The organism is Burkholderia metallica, assembly GCF_902832845.1.
In the GTDB taxonomy this organism is placed as follows: Bacteria; Pseudomonadota; Gammaproteobacteria; order Burkholderiales; family Burkholderiaceae; genus Burkholderia; species Burkholderia metallica.
The window spans coordinates 312,444-331,669 of sequence record NZ_CADFDB010000002.1; the positions used below are offsets into that span (position 1 = coordinate 312,444).

Genomic DNA, 19,226 nt, shown 5'->3' on the forward strand with positions numbered 1-19,226 from the left:
CGCACGAACGCGCTTTCAGGGCCGCCACCGGATCGAGCGAAAGCAAGGCTCCCGATGGCGCCGATCCGGTTTCAAACCGGAACGGTCATGTCCGCCCTGCCGTCCGTTCGTAACGAAAATGCCAACCCTGTCGCACTCGGAGCAATGGCCGAGATGGCCTTGTCCGGATCGACGACCCACATCAGGAGCCGCGTGACGTCGTCCGCACACTGGATCGGAAAAACCACCGCTTCGAGATGAGGGAGCGCGTTCACGATCTCCCGCACCCGTTCCGGTTCGGCGTTCAGCGCCGTGACGATGCCGCTGTGCCCGTTGGCCCCGAACACGGATTCGAGCATCGGCAACAGCGCGTGCGCATATCGTCCCTGCCGAAGATCGAGGACCGACGTATTCGCGCGCTTCCAGCGGTCGATCGAGTTCGTCGCGTGGGGCGCCGGGTTGGAAAAATGCGCAGTCAGCTCGAAATAGGCAAGCTGATGCGTCGGAGCGCCGCGCGGCGAGTATCCGCAACCGAGAGCCGCATCCGCCTTGATGAAATCGAGTGCCGAACTACCGTAGTACGCGCAGAAACCGGGAAGCGGCTTGCCGAACACCGAAGACAGATCGAGCCCGCCCCACGAGACGGGTTGACGCGGCATCGCATGCCATGGCCACCGATACGTGCCGTACAGGCGCACTTTCGTTCTTTTGCGTATTTCCATTCGGATTGCGAATCAGATTCCATTCCCACCTGTCGAGTGATCGCCGCCCGCAGAATCGACGCACAACGCCGCTCACCCCGACGACGCGCCCGGACCGTACCCAGCGTGATCCACTCCGCTCATTGCCCCACCGGAAACTGCCTGCACAGCTCATGAACCTCGTCGCGAGCACGCTCGACGATTTCGTCGCGCTGCGGCGCGCCGAGCACGTCGGCGATCAGGTGCGCGACGTGGGCAGCGTCCCGCGTCGTCAGTCCGCGTGCGGTCAGTGCCGCCACGCCGACACCGATTCCCGCATCGACGATCTGATCCTCGTCCGGCCGGTAGAGGCGGTAGCGGTCCGCGAGCACGTGCGCGGCCGCCAGTCGTTCGAGCGCGGCCGACGCACCGCCCGCCGGCCCGAGACCGCCGACGACGATCTGCCCGGACTCGCGGCTGTCCGTCCTGAAGCCGCGCTCGACGAGCACCGCGGACATCGCCCGGACGTTGTCGAGCATTTGCCGCTGGTACCGGCGAAACGGTTCGGCGAACGCCTCGTGAAACGCAACCGCCTTCGCCGCGAGCGCGACGAGCGTGTCGTTTCCCACGACGAGCGCGCGCTCGACGTGCGGCTCGAAGCGGGCCTGCGCGAGCACGAGCCCGCCGCGCGGCCCGCGCAGCGTGCCGTTCGTCGCCATCGACACGAAATCGGCATACGGCACCGGCGACTGCAGGATCCCCGCCGCGACGGGCCCCGCGAAGTGACCGAGATCGACCGTGAAATACGCGCCGCCGTCATGCGCGACGACCGCGAGCGGCGCCCAGTCGTCCAGCCCCCAGTTGGCCGTGACGGTCGCGCGAACGACTCGCGGCGCGACCGTCTGCACATGCCACGCGAGCGCGGCGCAATCGATCTGGCCGCGTCCGTCGCCGATCCAGCAGCCGGCCAGCGGGTCGAGGTGCCCGAGCGCGTTCACGCGCGAGATCCGCAGCGTCGGCCGCCCGCGCGAGGCCGACACGTCGAGCACCGCGTCGCCGCAACGCAGTGTCGCGTGCTGCACCACGACGCCCGCCTGCGAGCCGGACATCGGCAGCGCATTCGCATACTCGGCACCGAACAGCCGGCACGCGCGCCGGGCCGCGACCTGCTGCACGGTGTCGACGACCGAGCGCATGTCGTCCGGGTCGCCCGGATTCACCGGCGTCGCGCGCCACGCGAGACTGGCTGTCGCCGCGGCGAACTGCGCCTCGAACACGGCCTCGCTCAGATAATTGAGCGCGATCTCCAGATGCAGGCAGTTGTCCTGGCGCGTGCGTTCGCGCCATAGCTGAAATGCGATGGTCGGGTCGCTGGTCTGAAGATGCCTCACGCGGCGCTCCGCCGGAGACGCTAGGCGAGCGAGCGGATGAAGCCCGCCGCGAGCACGCAGTAGAACAGCCCGCAGAAGAGCCCGAACGGCTTGCGTGTGCGCGTGAAGAACGGCCCCGCCGAATGCGACGAGAACGCAAGCGCATACGTCGTGAACACGATGAAGCCGAGCACCGCGCAACCGGCGACGAGCACGAAGCTCGTCCACGCCGGCGAGTTCGCAGACAGCCCGAGCGTCGTCACGGTCAGCCACGTCAGAATCGCTTTCGGGTTCGTGAGGTGGATGCCGAGCCCCTGCAGATAGAACACCGCCAGGCTGCCGCGCCGCGCCTGCGCGCCCGCCTTCAGCGGGTCACGCGACGAATACGCGGTGCGGATCGCCTTGTACGCGAGCCACAGCAAGTAGAGGGCGCCGAGGATCTTGAGCCACGTGAGCAGCGGCCGGTACGACAACAGCATCGCGGACACGCCGGCCGCCGCCGTCACGCCCCAGCAGAGCGAGCCGGAAATCACGCCGGCCGCCATCGCCAGACCGGGCGTGCGTCCGTAGTTGAGCGACGCGTTCGCGATCGACAGGTTGCCCGGCCCCGGCGTCGCCGTGCCGATCAGGTAGACGGCGAACGCGACGCCGAAGTTGGAGAAATGCGCGAGATTCATCTGGGTATCCTGTGCCGGTCGGGACGCGCGGCCGTCTCGCCGCGCGTCGTCATGCTTATCTGAAACAACGGTGATCGGGCTCTTCCTGCCGGATCTTGTCCATCCATCCCTGCAGCTCGCCCTGCCGGTACAGGCGCTCGCCCCAGCGTTCGGTCGACTGCGGCAACGCGCGGCCCGGCACGATGTAGTCCGTGACGAGCTCGATGAACTGCTGCAGGCAGTACGCGCCGACATGCAGCCGGAGCGACGACGCGGTTTCCGCCTGCGCGACGTTGAAGCGCGCGACGTTGATGATCTGCCCGCTGTCCACCGACGGCGCGAGATGGTGGCAGGTCGAGCCGTAAGTCTCGTCGCCGTAGTAGATCGCGTAGTGCTGGCTGCCGAGCCCGCGATACTTCGGCGGCGCCGGATGGAAGTTGATCGCTCCCTTGCGGGCCCGCGAGTAGATCTCCTTCGGGAAGATGAAGTCGCCCCGGTACGAGATGATCCAGTCGCCTTCCCAGTCGCGCAGGTGGTGCGGATACGGGTCGCCCGGATCCCAGCGGAACACCTCGACGTCGGAGAACACCGTCTTCGCAAATTCGACGCCCAGATCGCACCAGTTCATCGTGCAGACCGACAGCAGGACCTTGTCCCGGCACGGTTCGTTCGACATCGGACACCCTCCCTCAAACGGTGAAAAAACGATCAGCGTGCAAAGCGGATCGCGAAATCGTCGGCGGACGGCCCGCCGGGCGCATACGCGGCGGCCGGCGGCGCGCCGATGGCCCATTCGCCGTCGACGAGCACGGCGGCCGGCCTCGTGTGCGCGACCAGCTCGAGAAACGCCGCGGCGTCGAAGGCGGCCGGGCGCTCGCGCACGGCGGGCGGCCGGTCGTACAGCAGCAGGTCGGCACGCTGTCCGGTCGCCACGCGGCCGGCGTCGGCCAGCCCGAGCGCGCGTGCGCCCTTCCACGTCAGGCTGTCGACCAGTTCGGCGGCCGCATCCCGCGCGCGCCACGCGGCCGATGCGGCCCGACGTTCGCGGCGGCGCACGTCGAGCCACGCATCGAAGCCCGCGTCGGCGCCCGACCACGCGAGCACGGCCGCCTCGCCGCCCTGCGCGGGCGTGGCGCCGACCACGTGTGCGCCGCTCGCGCGCAGCATGCTGCGCTCGTGACTGCCGAGCGGCGTGGCCGGATAGGCCAGCACATGCGAATCGAGCGCATCGAGGCTGCGCAACAGCGCGACACCGGAGCAGCCGTACGCGTCGCGGAACTGCGACGCATATTCGCCGCCGCCGTCGATGCGCACCGCGAAACGGCCGCCGCGTCGGCGCGCCGCCTCGTGCAGCGCGAGGACGAGACGCGGCGATGCCGCGAGCTGCGAGCCGATCGCCGGCGCGACGACCACGCGCGCGCGCGCTTCGTCGGCGGCCTGCAGCGCCCGTGCGTATTCGAGCAGACAGCCGTCGACGCTGCGGATCGGCGGCCCGTCGCCGGGGCCGACCCAACGATCGGTGAGCGTCGCGAACAGCACGACGCGGCCGCCGGCCCGCATCGCGCGCGGCAGGTCGCCCGCGACGTCCGCCGTCAGGCAACCGGTCAACGTGATGCCGCGCGCCAGCGAACGCGACAGCGCGTCGCCGGGCAGCGCGTCGGCCTGCGCGCCGCCCGTCGCGGGGAACACGCCGGCAAGCCCCGGCGCGCACAGAAGCCCGCTCGCGTCGATGCGCCGCGACACGCGCGCGGCACCCGCCGGCACGACCGCGACGATCTCGCCGGCCGCGATCTCGACGTCGGCCTGGCGCAGCACGTGGGCGCGGCTGTCGAATACGAGCGCGTTGACGAGCGCCCACGCATCGTCGTCGCGCGGTGCCGGCGCCACGGGCGGCAACGCCCGCGCCGGTGTAACGATCAGTGATTCCGCATGCATCATGCGTCCTCCGTTGCAGCGAGCGTCAGCAGGCCGCGCAGCCGGCACGCGCCGTCGCCGCCCCGCGCGAGCAGGTCGACGACGCGCGGCAGCACGTCGCGCGTGCGCCGTGCGCCGCTCGCCGGATAGCACACGTAGCAGCGCCGGTCCGAGTAGAACAGGTAGCCGTGCGACGGCAGCCGCTCGAAATCCGCGTGCTCCAGCACCCATCCGTCCAGTTCATCCGCTTGCAGTTTCATCGCGTCGTCTCCCGTTCCGCGCGCGAATCCTTCGTGCAGGCCGTGCGTCATGCCGGTTGCGCGACCACGCACGCCTGCACGACGTCCGCGAAGCGCTCGACCATCTCGTCGATGTCCTGCGCGGTCGCGACGAAGGGCGGCGCGAACAGCACATGATTGCCGTGCACGCCGTCCGCCGTGCCGGACCCCGGATAGATCAGCAGGCCGCGCCCGAGCGCCTCGCGCTTCAGGCGCGCGGCGAACGCGCCGCCGCCGCTGAACGGCGCCTTCGTTGCGCGGTCGTCGACGAACTCCACGCCGACGAACAGCCCCCTGCCGCGCACGTCGCCGACGTTCTCGACGTTGGCGAGCCGCTCGCGCAGCCGCGCACGCAGTTGCTCGCCGCGTGCGCGCACCGCGTCGAGCAGCCGCTCGTCCTCGATCGTGCGCTGCACTTCGAGCGCGACCGCGCAGGCGAACGGATGGTTCACGTGGGTCTGGCCGTTGCCGAGCACGCCGGTGCCGTGCGCGATCGCGTCGTGGATCGCCGCGCTCGTCAGGACCGCCGCGATCGGCTGATAGCCGGCCGCCAGCCCTTTGCCGACGGCGACGAGGTCCGGCACGATGCAGTCGTCGAGATACGCGAAGAGCGGGCCGGTGCGGCCCATGCCGGCCATCACCTCGTCGAGCAGCAGCAGCACGTCGTGCCGGTCGCACACCTCGCGGATCCTCTTCAGGTAACCCGGCACCGCCGGGACCGCGCCGTTCGTGGAGCCGACCACCGTTTCCACGACGAACGCGCAGACGTTCTCCGCGCCGAGCACGCGGATCTTGTCGTCGAGCTCCTGTGCGAGACGCGTCGCATACGCGTCGTCGCTCTCGCCCGCGCGCTGATGGCGGTACGCGTAGCACGGCGACACGAACTCCGCCGGCGGCAGCAGCGGCTCGAACACCGAGCGTCGCTGCGGATTGCCCGATACGGCGAGCGTGCCGAGCGTGCTGCCGTGATAGCCCTGGCGGCGCGCGATGAACGTCTGCTTCGACGGCTTGCCGCGCTCGCACTGGTACTGGTACGCGATCTTCATCGCGAGCTCCATCACCTCCGAGCCGCCGGACAGGAACTGCGCCTTCGCGAGCCCGTTCGACGCGGCGACGAGCCGCTCGGCGAGTTCCTCGGCGGCGGGCGTCGTGAAGCTGCCCGCATGCGCCCACGCGAGCTTGCGCGCCTCGCGTTCCATCGCCGCGACGATGCGCGGATGCGCGTGCCCGAGGCTCGATACCGCGACACCGCCGCAGGTGTCGAGATAGCGCTTGCCGGCGGCGTCCTCGATCCAGACGCCCGCACCGCCCGTCGCGACGATCGGCGCGGCATTCAGGTTCTTGTAGATGACTGCTGACATGTGCGTGGTTCCGTGACGTGCGTGTTCAGGTGCGGTCCCACGACGTGGGCGCGCGATGGAAACCCGGGCTGAAGCGCGAGTGGTTGCCGAGCCGGCGCAGCCACCCGATCGGCACGAGCACGAGGAGGTAAAGCAGAAAGGACAGTGTCTTGAGCAGCATGGTTGTCTCCCAGATCCGATGTCAGTCGAGCGGAATCGCCTCGCGCCAGTCGGTTTCTTCTTCGAACACGGGCTGGTCCGCCCGCACGAGCACGTGCGAGCCGAGCACCAGCACGTCCATTTCGGTACGCATGAAGCACGCGTACGCCTCTTCCGGCCGGCAAACGATCGGCTCGCCGCGCACGTTGAACGACGTATTGACGAGCACCGGGCAGCCGGTGCGGCGCTTGAACGCACGCAACAGGCGCGCGAACGCCGGATTGCTCTCGTCGGTGACCGTCTGCACGCGCGCCGACAGATCGACGTGCGTGATCGCGGGCAGCGTCGAGCGCACGTCGTTGATGCTGCCGAGCCCGCGGTTCGGGCCGCCCGGGCTGCGCGACTGTTCGGTCTTGATCGCATCGGCGACCTCGGACACGATCAGCATGTACGGGCTCTCCTCGCGGATGTCGAAATACTGCGTCGCATCCTCGAGCAGCACGGCGGGCGCAAACGGCCGGAACGATTCGCGGTGCTTGATCTTGAGGTTCATCTTGCGCTGCATGGTCGTGTCGCGCGGGTCTCCGATGATCGACCGTGCGCCGAGCGCGCGCGGCCCGAACTCCATGCGGTCCTGGAACCAGCCGACCACGGCGCCCTCGGCGAGATGGCCGGCGACCTCGTCGAACAGCGCCTCGCCTTCGAGGCGCTTGTAGCGATAGCCGTGGCCGTCGAGGAACGCGGCGATCTCGTCGTCGCCGAAGCGCGGGCCGAGCAGCGCGCCGCTCATCGCATCCGCGAGCCTGGTGCCGACATGCGGCCGGCCGTCGAGCTTCACCGCGGCATCCATCGCCGCGCCGAGCGCACAGCCGGCGTCGCCGGCGGCCGGCTGGATCCACAGCGAGTCGAATTCGCCCGAGCGGCTCAGCACGCCGTTCGCGACGCAATTGAGCGCGACACCGCCCGCGAGGCAGAGCCGGCGTTCGCCAGCCTGCTCGACCGCCGCGCGCGCGAGCCCGAGCACGACTTCCTCGGTCACCTTCTGCACCGATGCCGCGAGATCGCATTCGCGCTGGGAAATCGGGCTTTCGGGCCGGCGGATTGGCGCACCGAACAGCCGCTCGAACGCGTCGCCGACCATCCGCTCGCCCTTCAGGTATTCGAAGTAATCCATGTTGAGCGTGAACGAGCCGTCGGCGCGGATGTTGATCAGCTCGTCGCGGATCGTGTCCGCATAGATCGGATCGCCGTACGGCGCGAGCCCCATCAGCTTGTATTCGCCGGAATCGACCTTGAAGCCGCAGTAGTACGTGAATGCCGAATAGAACAGCCCGACCGAATGCGGATACGAGATCGAGTTCAGCAGGCGCAGCGACGTGCCGTCACCGCGCCACACGGTCGTCGAGTGCCATTCGCCGATGCCGTCGATGCACAGCACGGCCGCGCGCTCGAACGGCGACGGAAAGAACGCGGCGGCCGCATGCGAGCGGTGATGCTGCGACGCGATCACCTTCGGTGCGTGTCCGAGCCCGAGCTGCGCGATCTCCTGGTCGACGTGCTCGATCATGCGGCGCTTCCAGCGCAGCCATTCGGGGATCGTATGCGCGAACGCCCGAGCGCCGCCGGTGCCGGCGCTCGCGAACGACGACATCACGCGCGAGAATTTCTCCTTCGGATCCTCGTAGTAGACGATCGCCGTCAGGTCGCCGAGACGGATGCCTGCCTCGTCGAGACAGTAGCGGATCGCATTCGCGGGAAACGCCGGATCGTGACGCACCCGGGTGAAGCGTTCTTCCTGGGCGGCCGCGATAGGCACGCCGTCCCGGATCAGCGCGGCTGCGCTGTCGTGATAAAACGCCGAGATGCCGAGTATATGGTTGGCCATGTCGAAGTGACTGTCGATTGATCGGTTGTTTGAGTTGGAAATGCGCGGGCGCGACGGACAGCGCTACGACAGACGGTCGTGCGCCGCCACGACATGCCCGGCGACGGGCCGGGCCGGCGCATCGCCGGCTGCGTCGCGGTGCCCTTTCGCGACGAGGCCGTGCAGGGCCGGTACCAGCGAGACAACAAGCACCGCGCTCATCGCGACGTTGAACACGCGCAGCGCGCGCGGCTTCGCCAGGTAGCGCCGCAGGAACGTCCCGAAGAACACCCACACCATCGAGCACGGCGAGCCGAACACGCAGAACAGCAGCGCGATCACGAGCACGTCGAACGCATACGAACCGGACGTCGACGCATACGTCAGCACCGCACCGACGGCCATCACCCATGCCTTCGGGTTCACCCACTGGAACAGCGCCGCGGACATCACGCCGAGCGGCGCCCCCGATTTCGCGTTGAAATCGACGGTCGGCGCGGTCGCGATGCGGTACGCGAGATACAGCATGTAGACGGCGCCGACGACCTGCAGCACATCGTGCAGCGACGGGTAGCGATGAAACACCACGCCCGCGCCGAGCCCGACCGCGATCAGCATCAGCGGAAAGCCGACGTTGATCCCGATCACGTGGCGCATCGTGCGCGCGGTGCCGAAGTTCACGCCGGACGACATCAGCATCACGTTGTTCGGACCGGGCGTCACGCAGGTCGAAATCACGAACAGAATGATCGACAGGTAATCCATCGCGGTGCGGCTCCGTTCAGCGGTAGTCTTCGAGGCTGCCGCGCCGGCGGACGTCCACCGACACGCAGTGGAACCCGCCGCTCAGGCTGCGTGCATGACGCATGCTCAGCGGCGCCACGTCGACGCGATGCTTCTCCAGCGCGCGGATCAGCGGCAGTTGCCGATCGTTCACGACCGCGAGCGACGGGTTGACCATGATGAAATTCATCCCCTGCCAGATCGACGCGCGCGGATACGACCAGCAGTAGCCCGTATCGACCATTTCCGGACACCAGATCACCTCCCAGTTGCGGAAGATCTCCGGCACCTGCGCGCGCGTGATGCGCTCGGGATTCAGCACGACGAGGCCGGGTCGCACGAGCGTGATCGTCGTGTCGATGTGGGTGCCGTCGTACAGCCCCTCGATCGCGTGCACACGATAGCCGTCGCCCAGCGTGCGCTGCAGCCATTCGAGGCCGAGGCGATTGCCGCTCCTCGACACGAGGTACAGGAGGTCGCGGCCCATCCGGATCACGTTCGCCGCGTCGAACACCGGCTCGAGGTTCGCCAGGATCTGGCCGTCGGCCGGGTTCGCACGGTACGTCGCGTCGCGCAGCCGCGGACGCGGCGCAGCGATCCACTGCGCGCCGCTCGCGAAATAGTCGAGCAGGTGCGAGCGGTACGCGTGCGACTCGAAATAGCGGCTGCGCAATGCCATCGGCGCCTCGATGATCGTGTTGCCGATCGGCAGCAGCACATCGCGCGGACAGTAGTTGTACTCGCCGTCCGTGTGCCAGTCGGGCGTGCCGAACGTCGCCGTGTGATCGGTCGTCTCCGGGCGGCGCACCGTCACTCCTTGCCCGCGCAGGAATGCGGCGAACGCGTCGAGGTCTTCCGCCGCTTCCGCACGCACCTGGTCCGGATACGGGCCCGAAGGAATCTCGTCGGCGCGCGCGTGATGCTCGGCATAGTCGAGCGCGTAGAGGCCCGGGTCGGGGCGCGGCACCTGCGCGCCGTCCGCGATCCCGACGATCATCTCCTCCAGCGGGTCCCATTCGTTGTGTACGTTGACAAGTGACATTACACGGCCTCGAAGGTGGTCGGTCGGCGCGCCGCTCATGCGGGCCGCGCAACCGGCGCATGGTGAAACAGGTCCGACGCGGACGACACAGACGACGCGCCGCCGGTGCCCGGCGCGACGCGGGTCCAGCGCCGCGCGCCGAGCTTGCCGAACCAGCGCTCCCGGCGATCGGGCAACGGCGCGAGCGATTCGTAGCCGATTCGAACCCGCTCCCAGCTCGCGGCCGTCACGTCGGCGCCCGCGCCCTGCGCGGCCGCCTGGCGCATGTACGCGTCGATCGCGTCGACCGCCCACGCGGAATGGCCGGTCGACACGTTGTCGATCGTGTTGTGCAGATCGACGAACGCCGTGCCGAAGCCGTAGTGGCGCAGGAAGCGCCGCGCGCTCCGGTAGCTGCCGCCCACCCCCGACAGTTCCATCGCGAGGTTCATCCCGAGGATCTCCGGCATGAACGTGCGCGGTAACTTGCCGAGGCACAGCCAGTAGACCGGCAGGCGGAACGACTCGTCGCGAAAGCGCGGATCGTGCGCGAATGCGCGACTGCCGGTCGGCGGCAGTTCGATGCCCATCTCGCGCAGCCCGTCGCGATAGATCTTCGGGTGATTCAACGCGTACAGGCCGTTACCGAGCTCGTCCCAGTAGGTCTGGAACAGCGCGAAGCCGACCTGCGACGCGGCGAGCCGCCAGTCGCTGAACCCCTGCAGCCACGAGCCGTCGATCAGCGTGAGCGGCGCTAGCTGCAGCGTGGAATCGATGACCTCCTCGCGCGACGGCAGGCTGGCCGGATCGCTCTGCTCGAATTCGCGCCCGTGCCGGTCGTGCTGGTCGAGCAGCCATGCCCGCAACGCCCCCACGTGCCACGTCGCGGGCAGCCCGCGGTTGGCGCGGTGCAGCGAGCGCGCGGCGCGCGCGAGCCAGTCGCGCACATAGCGCTCGGCGAGTTGCCGCGTGCGCGGCGCGAGCGCCCGGCCCTGCAGCACGAAATACAGTTCGCGCAGGCTCGACGGCGCGCTGCCGAGCGTCGTGTCGTCGACGGCCAGCGACAGCGCCGGTTCCGTCTCCGGTGCCGTCTTGGGTACCGGCCGCGGTTCGGCCGCCGCCGCGCGCGGTGCGGCCGCGATCGCCGCCGGTGCGTCGGCCAGCGCATCGATCCAGCGGCGGATGATCGCGAGATCGTCGTCGCTGAATACGCGGAACATCCGTCCGCCCGGGCCGATCAGCGTCGTGACCAGCGGGCTGCGCTCCGCGTGGCCGGGCACGACGAGGCGGCTTTTCGCGAGCATGTCGACCAGCGGCTCCGGGTCGCGCAGCGCGTCCTTGAACCACTCGGACAGCACACGCCCGCCGAGCTTGTACTCGTGGTGATAGACCATCGCCTCGCGCGCACGCTGCTGCATCAGCCGCGCCATCGCCAGCCGCGGCGATGCCACGCGGGCGGCCGCGGCTTCGACGAACGCATCCCAAGCGCGCAGCGCATCGAACGTCCATGTGAGCGTGTGCTCGATGCGCTCGCGCGCCGCGGTGTCGTGCGCCGCATACTGTTCGACCACCCAGCGCGACTGGGCGGGCGCGTCGAGCCCTTCCACCCGCCCGACGGGCGTGCGCAGATCGAGCGCCCGCACGTCGAATGCGTGCGCCGGCACGGTGCCGAGCGCGGCCCAGCAGGGCATGAGGCCGATCGAGCGAAACGCGAGATCGACGGCCGCGAGTTCCGGGCCGAACGCGTCCGAACGGCGGCTCATCGCCAGCAGCAGCGCCGGCAGGCGGAACGCTTCGTCGTCGATCGACGCAACCGTCGACAGCTCGAACGGCTCGAGCGCGACATCGGCGAGCGCGGCCTCGCGCAACAGCGCCTTGAACCGGTCGTAGCGCGACGCTTCCGGCCGGCCGACGCCGACCTCGCCCGCATGCAGCGCCATGATGCGCAGATGTGCGTCGTCCTCGAACACGCCGGGCGCGCTCATGCCTTGCAGCCACGCGCCGAGCACCGACGCGAGCGGCGCCGATTGCACGAGGATCGCGCTGGCGAACGCCGCGCCGCCGCCGGTGCGATGCGCATCGTTCGCGAGCTGCTGCCAACCGTCGCGCCGCGAGTCGCGCCACGCGACGATCTCGTCGACCTGTGCGGAAAATGCCTGCGCACGCCGGCCGGGTTCGACGGCGGTCGTTCCCGCGAGCCGCGCGCGAATACGCCGGTCGTCGAGAAAGGCTTCCGGATCGGTCGCCAGTCGATAGGTCTCACGCCACATGTCGGGCCTCTGAAGAATGCAGCAATCCGGGCGGCTGCCCGTGCAGCCACCTGCTCGTCACGCGACACGCGTGCCGGAATCAGAACATCGGGTAGATCGACGAATCGGCCTTCTTCTTTTTCTTGCCGAACAGTTGACCGAGCCGGGAGAAGAGTCGCTTGAACACATTCATGGTCTGCTCCTTCAGATGACGTCGAGAATGAGCTTCGAGACGAAGTCATGCCCCTGGTCGGTGAAATGGATGCGGTCGACGAACAGCCACTGGTCGGGCTTCAGCGCCTCCGCGATGAACGGGGTGATGTTGACGAACTTCACGCCGAGCTTCGACGCGCCGTCGCTCAATTTCGCCGCGTACGCGTTGCACGCGTCGCGCGTCAGGATGTCGCCGTACACGTCGCTGAAACGGCCCGCGCGGTCGAGCTCGGCGAACAGCGCTTCCTCCTGTGCGCAGCCCTTCGGACGAATCCATCCGGCAAGCGGCTGCAGGATGAAGGTGAGCTTCGCGCCCAGATCCGCCGCGAGCGCACGCCACGCATCCAGATGACGCAGCGTGAGATCGGCGGCGTAATCGATCTGCGCGTCGAGCGACGGCGGCGGCTCGACCGGCTCTTCGACCTCACCGCGGCCGAACAGCGACAGCCCCTTGCGGCGACCGGCCGGTTCCGGACGGAACGCATCGAAGAACTGGTTGCAGTTGAAGAATGCACCGTGCTCAAGCCGGTTCTGGCTCGGCTGCCGCGCGAGGCCCAGATTGTTGAAGCCGGAAAACAGCACGATTTCCTCGACCTTCGGCAACAGGTGGCGATACAGCGTGAACAGGATCAGCTCCTGGGTGGAGTTGAAACTGCGTCCACCGAAGTTCAGCCACGGCGCGCCGCGACGGTCGTTCTCCGACAGCCGCGACGACAGCGTCCAGCGATCGGCGCTCGCGCCGATGCCGAACACCGTCGAGCTGCCGGCGAGCAATCGCGCGGAATGGATGCCCGCGTGATCGGCGACCGAGTAGCGCACGCCGCCGCGCTCCGAGTAGCGGAATCCGCTCGCGTCGGTGTTGACGACCGGCGAGCGATGCTCCGCGGGATGGAAATACATCAGATACGGCAACCAACGGACCTCTCCACCGTCGGTGAATTTCTTCTCGTAATCCGCCATTTGCGGCGTCAGTTCCTCGCGTGCACTCATTGCTATCTCTCTCAGATATTATTTCTTATTTATTAAGCGACGGCCCATGATTCTTTAAATCCACATCGAGCGCAAGTGGATCTTTTGAAAATCGATTTCAATCAATTGGCGACAAGGAAATTCACGGCCAATATATAAGGCACGAGCCCGGCGGCGATCGCCAGCAGGCCGTTCCTGGATTTCCAGTAAACCAGCACGGACAGCGCAAGCGCCGCCAGATCGGGCAGGCAATACGGATAATGGCTAATGTCCTTGTCTTTAAGCGTATACAGCACCAGCAGGATCATGACACCCGGCGGCATGCTTTCGCCAAGATATCGGAGGTATCCGTTTTTTTCAAGTCGTTTCACCAACAAAATCGGCGCATAACGCAAACCAATTGTGACAACAGAAATGGTGATTATTACGGAAAATGCACGCCAATCATTCGTCACGATCTTTTGCTCCGAAAATATAAAGCAAAGTCAATATCGCGAGATAAACCAGCAGACCGGCGAACAGGAACGATTCGTGGTAAAGCCATTTCTCGCTCGCGAAGGCGGCCGCGCTCGCGACCGCCGCGGCGCCGATCAGCCGCGCGGTGCCCTTCGTGCGCACCGCGTCGACCGCGAGGATCACGAACATCGACGTCAGCGCAAAACCGAAGCCCTTGACGCTGCTCGGGATCGCGAGGCCCGTGAGCGAGCCGAGCAGCGCGCCGCCGACCCACCACACATGGCTGATGACCTGCAACGCGGTGATCTGGAAGCCGTTGAGCGTCGCCCCTTCGCCCGCCGACGTGATCGCATAGGTCTCGTCGGTCAGCGCGAAGACGCCGTACAGTCGCTGCGGCACTGTGTGCAGCCGGGTGTACGGAAACGACAGCCCGTAGAACACGTGACGGAAATTGACGATCAGCGCGGTCAGCGCGACCTGCGGCAGCGTCATCCCGGACACCATCAGGCTCACCGCGAGGAACTCGATCGAGCCCGCGAAGATCATCAGCGCCGATAGCGGCGCCCAGTACCACTGCACCCCGCTGGTCACGAGGAACACGCCGAATGCGATCCCGAGCGGCACGTACGCCATCGCCACCGGGATCGACAGTCGGAACGATTGATAGAGCTGCTCTGACTTCGGCAGCGCCATCACGAACGGCTGCGACTCGACACTCACGCTTTCCGACTCCCCATCGGTTACCGGCGGCCGCCGCGCGCGTCCGCCGTCATCGCCCCCACAACAGCATGCGCAGCCGCGAGCCGGTCTGCGCACGCACCGGCCGCTCCTCCGCGATCGCGATCTCGCTCCCGCCGATCCCGCTCACCCAGATCGTCGAATGCGCGGCGAGATCGAATCGCTCGTTCTCGCGCAGCCAGAAATCCCTCAGCACGTCCGGCACCGTCACCCACACCATGCCGCGACGCACCACCAGCGTTTGCCGCGTCCACGCATCCCAGCGCGTGGGCGTGCCGTCTTCTTCAAGTTGGAACAGCCGGATTTCCCGCATTTGGTCCTCCTTGCCGCTCGGCGCGATCGCCGCCTTTCTGAAGGTCTTACGGCGGCGATTATTCGGCTAGAATGCGTCCGATGGAATGAACAAACCCGAACAATCACCCGCAAAGTGTTCTGTGGTTTTACTGAACACTTTGCGTGCACTTACCCACGGTGGGGTCGAATGAAACTTGCGCTCGATACGACGGCAGGCGTTCCGCTGACCGAGCAGTTGGCCTGTCAGCTCGAACAGATGATCCGCTCGCGGCATTTGCGCAGCGGCGTAAAACTGCCGTCGATCCGCAAGATGGCGGCCGACCAGCAGATCAGCCGCTTTCCCGTCGTCGAGGCATACGATCTGCTCGCCGCGCGCGGGCTGATCCGACCCCGTCACGGTTCCGGCTTCTATGTGACCGACCGGTTCGATACTCATGCGCTCGCCGGCGGCGCGGATCCGCGGGTCGCCGAGGAGGAATCGAGCCACATCCTCGGCCAGTTCGCGTCGAGCGACGATCGCGTCAAACTGTCGAGCGGCTTCATGCCGGCCGCGTGGCGCGACGTCGACGGCATCGCGCAAGCCACGCGTCACGTGGTGCGCAGCGACGCGGCGAACCTCGTCGACTATGCGCAACCGCAGGGCGATCCGCTGCTGCGGCAGCATCTGAGCCGGCACCTCGCGCCGCTCGGCATCGACGCGCAGCCGCAGCAGATCGTCGTCACGCACAGCGCGAGCCAGGCGCTCGACCTGATCGTGCGCCTGATGCTGAAACCGGGCGACACGGTGTTCGTCGAGGACCCGGGCTACTTCAACCTGTTCGGCCTGCTGAAGCTGCACGGCGTGAAGCTCGTCGGCGTGCCGCGCCGCGCCACGGGGCCAGACGTCGAAATGGCCGAGGCGCTGCTGCGCGAACACCGTCCGAAGCTGTTCTTCGTCAATACCGTGTTCCACAACCCGACCGCGACGAGCATTACGCCGCAGGTCATGTTCCGGCTGCTGCAGCTCGCGCACCAGCACGATTTCACGTTCGTCGAGGACGACGTCTACGCGGACTTCGAAGCGGCCCCTTCCCAGCGGCTCGCGACGCTCGACCAGCTCGAACGCGTGATCTACCTCGGCGGCTTTTCGAAGTCGCTGTCGTCGTCGCTGCGGATCGGCTACCTGGCTGCGCGGCCCGACCTGATCAAGTCGCTCGTCGACCTGAAGGCGCTCACCAGCATGGGCGGCGCGCGCATCGCGGAAAGCATCGTCGCGTTGCTGCTCGAACGCGGTACGCACCGCAAGCACCTGGAGCGGCTGCGCAGGCGTCTCGCGCAGGCGTCGGCCAACACGGTTGCGCGGTTGCGGCAGGCGGGCTGGGAAGTGTACGAACAGCCGAGCGGCGGCATGTTCGTCTGGGCATGCGTGCCCGGCGTGGAGGATTCGGCGCGGCTCTGCGAAGCCGCGCGCACGTTCGGGCTCGATCTCGCGCCGGGGCGTGACTACCGTCCGAACGGCGAAACGACGCCGTGGGTCCGGCTCAACGTGGCGGCGGCAAGCGACCTGCTGGCGGAGCCGTTCATCAACGCGGCGCCCCGGCTCGCGCGGTGACGTGACGGGGGTGCTTGCCTGAGTGCAAGCCGCATCGCTGCAAGTGTCTGCGATCGAACCGCGGCGACGTGTCGGCGGGCTCCGAAGCTGTGGCGCGCGACAACGCCATTTATTGTCCGCACTACACTGCGTTCAGCCTCTACCGCCGCTCAACGCCACCATGTCCGCCACCGCCCTGCAATTCGCGCTGTTCGCCAAGCAGCAGGAAATCGCGGCGCTGCGCCGCGTGGCCGAGCAGATCGAGCTGATCGACCTGCTCGGCCGCCTGATCCACGCGCTGCAGCGCGAACGCGGCGCGACCAGCATCTATCTGGCGTCGCTCGGCCGGCGTTTCGCCGCGGAACGCGCGGCCGCGCGCGACGAATCGGCGCCGCTCGTCGCGCAGCTGCGCGAACGCCTGGATCTGGAACTGACGCCGTCGCGCGGCTCGACGTCACGCCTGCTGTCGCTGATCGCCTGGGTGCTGCTCGACCTGGAATCGCTGGACGTGCTGCGCGAACGGATCGAGCGCATCACGCTCTCCGCGCCGGATTCCGTCCAGGCGTTCAGCACCGTGATCGGCGGCCTCGTGGAACTGATTTTCCAGCTTGCCGACAGCGCGGCGGACCCGTCGGTGGCGCGCATGCTGATCGCGCTCGTCCATGTCGTCGAAGGCAAGGAGGAAGCGGGACAGGAACGCGCAGTCGGCGCCCATATGTTCGCGGCAGGCACGTTTTCGGCGGACCAGCAGCAGCGGCTGCTGTATCTGATTGCGGCGCAGGAGCGCAGCCTCGAGGTGTTCGCCAACTTTGCGAGCGCCGCGCAAAACGCATGGCGCGAAACGCGGATGACGGAGCAACACGAGGTAGCGCTCGAGAAGCTGCGACGCGTACTGTGCACGGCGCAGGCCGGCGATGCGCTCGATGCCGGCCTGAGCGAAGCGTGGTTCGACGCGGCGAGCGCCCGCATCGACGATCTCTGGCACCTCCAGATCGCGCTGACGCTGCAGGTGCGTGAAACCTGCGACGCGCGAATCGACGACGCACGCCGTACGCTGCGCGATTCCGAGCGCCTGATGGCGCAGTTGCGAAACAATCCGCCGCCGCATATCCAGGCGCTCGCCCATTTCTTCGCCGGCGAGCCGCCGACGTCGCGCGCGGCGGTTCACGAACCGCCGGAGCGCCTGTCCGGCGCCGATCCGTCGACGCTCGCCAGCCTCAAGTCGCTGCTGGAATCGCAATCGGCGCGACTGGCCGGCGCGGAGGTCGAACTCGACGCCGCGCGCCGCGCCCTTTACGAGCGCAAGCTCGTGCAGCGCGCGAAAAACACGCTGATGACGCGCTACAACCTGCGGGAAGACGAAGCGTACCGAATGCTGCAGAAGGCGTCGATGGACGGCAATCGTCCGCTTGCCGATATCGCGGAAGACGCGCTGACGTCGCCCGAGCGATTCGTCGACGAGCACGCACGGCCTGCCGCGCGGCGACGGTCGCGGCGCGGCACGACCTGAACGGAACCCGCCGCACCGCGATAGCGCGCGCGGCGCGGGCGGGAGGCGCGATTGCACCGCACGAGTGCGATGCGCCGCGGTCGTTTCGCGGCGGCCGCTGCCCGGAATGGCGCGCCCGGCCGGCCTGCCCCGCGATTTCCTCGTCACTGGTATGAAAGTTGCGAACAACACGATCGTCAGGCTAATGGCGGCCTGACGGTCGCGCCATGTCGAACCATGGCGGACGATCACGTGGATAACAGCGTCCGCGCCGGGTACCCGCACGTCGAGCGAGTGCCCGGCGCGGATTTTTTTTGCCCGTCCAACTTTGCGAGCGCACACCATGGCCTACCTCACGCCCAACGAGTTCGTCACCAAGATGGTCGACGCCGGTGAATCGAAACTGTCGATGTCGACCCGCGATACCCTGATTCGCGCCTATATGGCGGGAGCGATCCTCGCACTCGCGGCCGCTTTCGCGGTCAGCATCACGATCAATACCGGCAACGCGCTGGCCGGTTCGCTGCTGTTTCCGGTCGGCTTCTGCATGCTGTACCTGCTCGGCTTCGACCTGCTCACCGGCGTCTTCACGCTCGCGCCGCTCGCGGTGATCGACCGCCGGCCCGGCGCGACCTGGGGCGGCGTGTTCCGCAACTGGACGCTGGTGTTCTTCGGCAATTTCGCGGGCGCGCTGACGGTCGCGCTGTTCATGGCGATCATCTTCACGTTCGGCTTTTCGGAGGCGCCGAACGCGATCGGACAGAAGATCGGCGGCATCGGCGAAGCACGCACGCTCGGCTATGCGGCCCATGGCGCGGCCGGCATGCTCACGCTGTTCGTGCGCGGCGTGATGTGCAACTGGATGGTGTCGACCGGCGTGGTCGCCGCGATGATGTCGACGTCCGTGCCGGGCAAGGTGATCGCGATGTGGATGCCGATCCTCGTGTTCTTCTACATGGGCTTCGAGCACTCGGTCGTGAACATGTTCCTGTTCCCGTCCGGCCTGATGCTCGGCGCCCACTTCACGATCGTCGACTACCTGCTGTGGAACGAGATCCCGACCGTGCTCGGCAACCTGGTCGGCGGGCTGCTGTTCGTCGGCGCGGCGCTGTACAGCACGCACTACAAGACCGCGCCGAAACGCGTGCCCGCCGCGCCGGTGGGGGTCGTTGCGCGCAAGGCGTGATCGGCGCGCTTCAGCGGC

Annotated in this window: 19 protein-coding genes; 3 read left to right on the plus strand and 16 right to left on the minus strand. The window is 67.7% G+C overall.

Translation table 11 applies throughout. The annotated features are described in order from the left end of the window. Positions 1 to 71 precede the first annotated feature (71 nt). The 16 genes from HWX08_RS08765 to HWX08_RS08835 all read right to left on the minus strand — a co-directional run bounded on the left by HWX08_RS08765 (position 72) and on the right by HWX08_RS08835 (position 14,982). A complete protein-coding gene (locus HWX08_RS08765) occupies positions 72 to 701 on the minus strand; it encodes a hypothetical protein (RefSeq protein WP_174920404.1) in 630 nt (209 codons plus the stop codon). Positions 702 to 820: 119 nt separating this feature from the next. Continuing rightward, complete coding sequence (locus tag HWX08_RS08770; RefSeq protein WP_069258360.1) at positions 821 to 2,050, minus strand: hypothetical protein; 1,230 nt, start codon at positions 2,048 to 2,050, stop codon at positions 821 to 823. A gap of 20 nt (positions 2,051 to 2,070) precedes the next feature. Then, complete coding sequence (locus HWX08_RS08775; RefSeq protein ID WP_069258359.1) at positions 2,071 to 2,706, minus strand: LysE family translocator; 636 nt, start codon at positions 2,704 to 2,706, stop codon at positions 2,071 to 2,073. 55 nt (positions 2,707 to 2,761) lie between these two features. Then, complete coding sequence (locus HWX08_RS08780) at positions 2,762 to 3,361, minus strand: formyltransferase family protein (protein ID WP_069258358.1); 600 nt, start codon at positions 3,359 to 3,361, stop codon at positions 2,762 to 2,764. A 32-nt stretch (positions 3,362 to 3,393) separates the two neighbouring features. Further along, on the minus strand, positions 3,394 to 4,623 hold the full coding sequence (locus HWX08_RS08785; protein ID WP_174920405.1) for an amidohydrolase family protein: 1,230 nt from the start codon (positions 4,621 to 4,623) through the stop codon (positions 3,394 to 3,396). Further along, positions 4,620 to 4,859 (minus strand): hypothetical protein, encoded by a 240-nt coding sequence (locus HWX08_RS08790; RefSeq protein WP_167375380.1) that lies wholly within the window; start codon positions 4,857 to 4,859, stop codon positions 4,620 to 4,622. The genes HWX08_RS08785 and HWX08_RS08790 overlap by 4 nt, the downstream gene beginning before the upstream one ends. A gap of 47 nt (positions 4,860 to 4,906) precedes the next feature. Further along, positions 4,907 to 6,238, minus strand: coding sequence for an aspartate aminotransferase family protein (locus tag HWX08_RS08795; protein WP_174920406.1), 1,332 nt, complete (start codon positions 6,236 to 6,238; stop codon positions 4,907 to 4,909). Positions 6,239 to 6,263: 25 nt separating this feature from the next. Next, positions 6,264 to 6,398, minus strand: a complete 135-nt coding sequence (locus HWX08_RS34580; protein WP_257785872.1) for a hypothetical protein — start codon at positions 6,396 to 6,398, stop codon at positions 6,264 to 6,266. Between the two features lie 21 nt (positions 6,399 to 6,419). Further along, positions 6,420 to 8,261 carry a carbamoyltransferase family protein gene (locus tag HWX08_RS08800; RefSeq protein ID WP_174920407.1) on the minus strand — a complete coding sequence of 614 codons (1,842 nt, stop codon included), beginning with the start codon at positions 8,259 to 8,261 and terminating at the stop codon, positions 6,420 to 6,422. A gap of 63 nt (positions 8,262 to 8,324) precedes the next feature. Next, positions 8,325 to 9,005, minus strand: coding sequence for a LysE family translocator (locus tag HWX08_RS08805; protein WP_084636082.1), 681 nt, complete (start codon positions 9,003 to 9,005; stop codon positions 8,325 to 8,327). A 16-nt stretch (positions 9,006 to 9,021) separates the two neighbouring features. Beyond that, on the minus strand, positions 9,022 to 10,065 hold the full coding sequence (locus tag HWX08_RS08810; protein WP_174920408.1) for an inosamine-phosphate amidinotransferase 1: 1,044 nt from the start codon (positions 10,063 to 10,065) through the stop codon (positions 9,022 to 9,024). A 35-nt stretch (positions 10,066 to 10,100) separates the two neighbouring features. Continuing rightward, the gene (locus HWX08_RS08815; RefSeq protein WP_174920409.1) at positions 10,101 to 12,314 is read right to left on the minus strand and encodes an iron-containing redox enzyme family protein; all 2,214 of its coding nucleotides are present in this window, start codon (positions 12,312 to 12,314) and stop codon (positions 10,101 to 10,103) included. Positions 12,315 to 12,497: 183 nt separating this feature from the next. Continuing rightward, the gene (locus HWX08_RS08820) at positions 12,498 to 13,496 is read right to left on the minus strand and encodes an SGNH/GDSL hydrolase family protein (protein WP_069258352.1); all 999 of its coding nucleotides are present in this window, start codon (positions 13,494 to 13,496) and stop codon (positions 12,498 to 12,500) included. 101 nt (positions 13,497 to 13,597) lie between these two features. Continuing rightward, positions 13,598 to 13,930, minus strand: a complete 333-nt coding sequence (locus HWX08_RS08825; protein ID WP_069258351.1) for a branched-chain amino acid transporter permease — start codon at positions 13,928 to 13,930, stop codon at positions 13,598 to 13,600. After that, positions 13,920 to 14,651 (minus strand): AzlC family ABC transporter permease, encoded by a 732-nt coding sequence (locus HWX08_RS08830; RefSeq protein ID WP_199855897.1) that lies wholly within the window; start codon positions 14,649 to 14,651, stop codon positions 13,920 to 13,922. The genes HWX08_RS08825 and HWX08_RS08830 overlap by 11 nt, the downstream gene beginning before the upstream one ends. Before the next feature lie 49 nt (positions 14,652 to 14,700). Then, complete coding sequence (locus HWX08_RS08835; RefSeq protein WP_069258349.1) at positions 14,701 to 14,982, minus strand: DUF2917 domain-containing protein; 282 nt, start codon at positions 14,980 to 14,982, stop codon at positions 14,701 to 14,703. A 168-nt stretch (positions 14,983 to 15,150) separates the two neighbouring features. On the opposite strand from HWX08_RS08835, the gene HWX08_RS08840 reads away from it, so the two are divergent. The 3 genes from HWX08_RS08840 (at position 15,151) to HWX08_RS08850 (ending at position 19,208) form a co-directional block, all read left to right on the plus strand. Then, a complete protein-coding gene (locus tag HWX08_RS08840; RefSeq protein ID WP_069258348.1) occupies positions 15,151 to 16,554 on the plus strand; it encodes an aminotransferase-like domain-containing protein in 1,404 nt (467 codons plus the stop codon). Between the two features lie 112 nt (positions 16,555 to 16,666). Next, entirely contained in the window at positions 16,667 to 18,043 is a 1,377-nt protein-coding gene (locus HWX08_RS08845; RefSeq protein ID WP_236858301.1) for a nitrate regulatory protein, read from the plus strand. A gap of 322 nt (positions 18,044 to 18,365) precedes the next feature. Beyond that, positions 18,366 to 19,208: a formate/nitrite transporter family protein gene (locus tag HWX08_RS08850; RefSeq protein ID WP_107313403.1), complete on the plus strand. Its 843-nt coding sequence runs from the start codon at positions 18,366 to 18,368 to the stop codon at positions 19,206 to 19,208. The last annotated feature ends 18 nt before the right edge of the window (positions 19,209 to 19,226 follow it).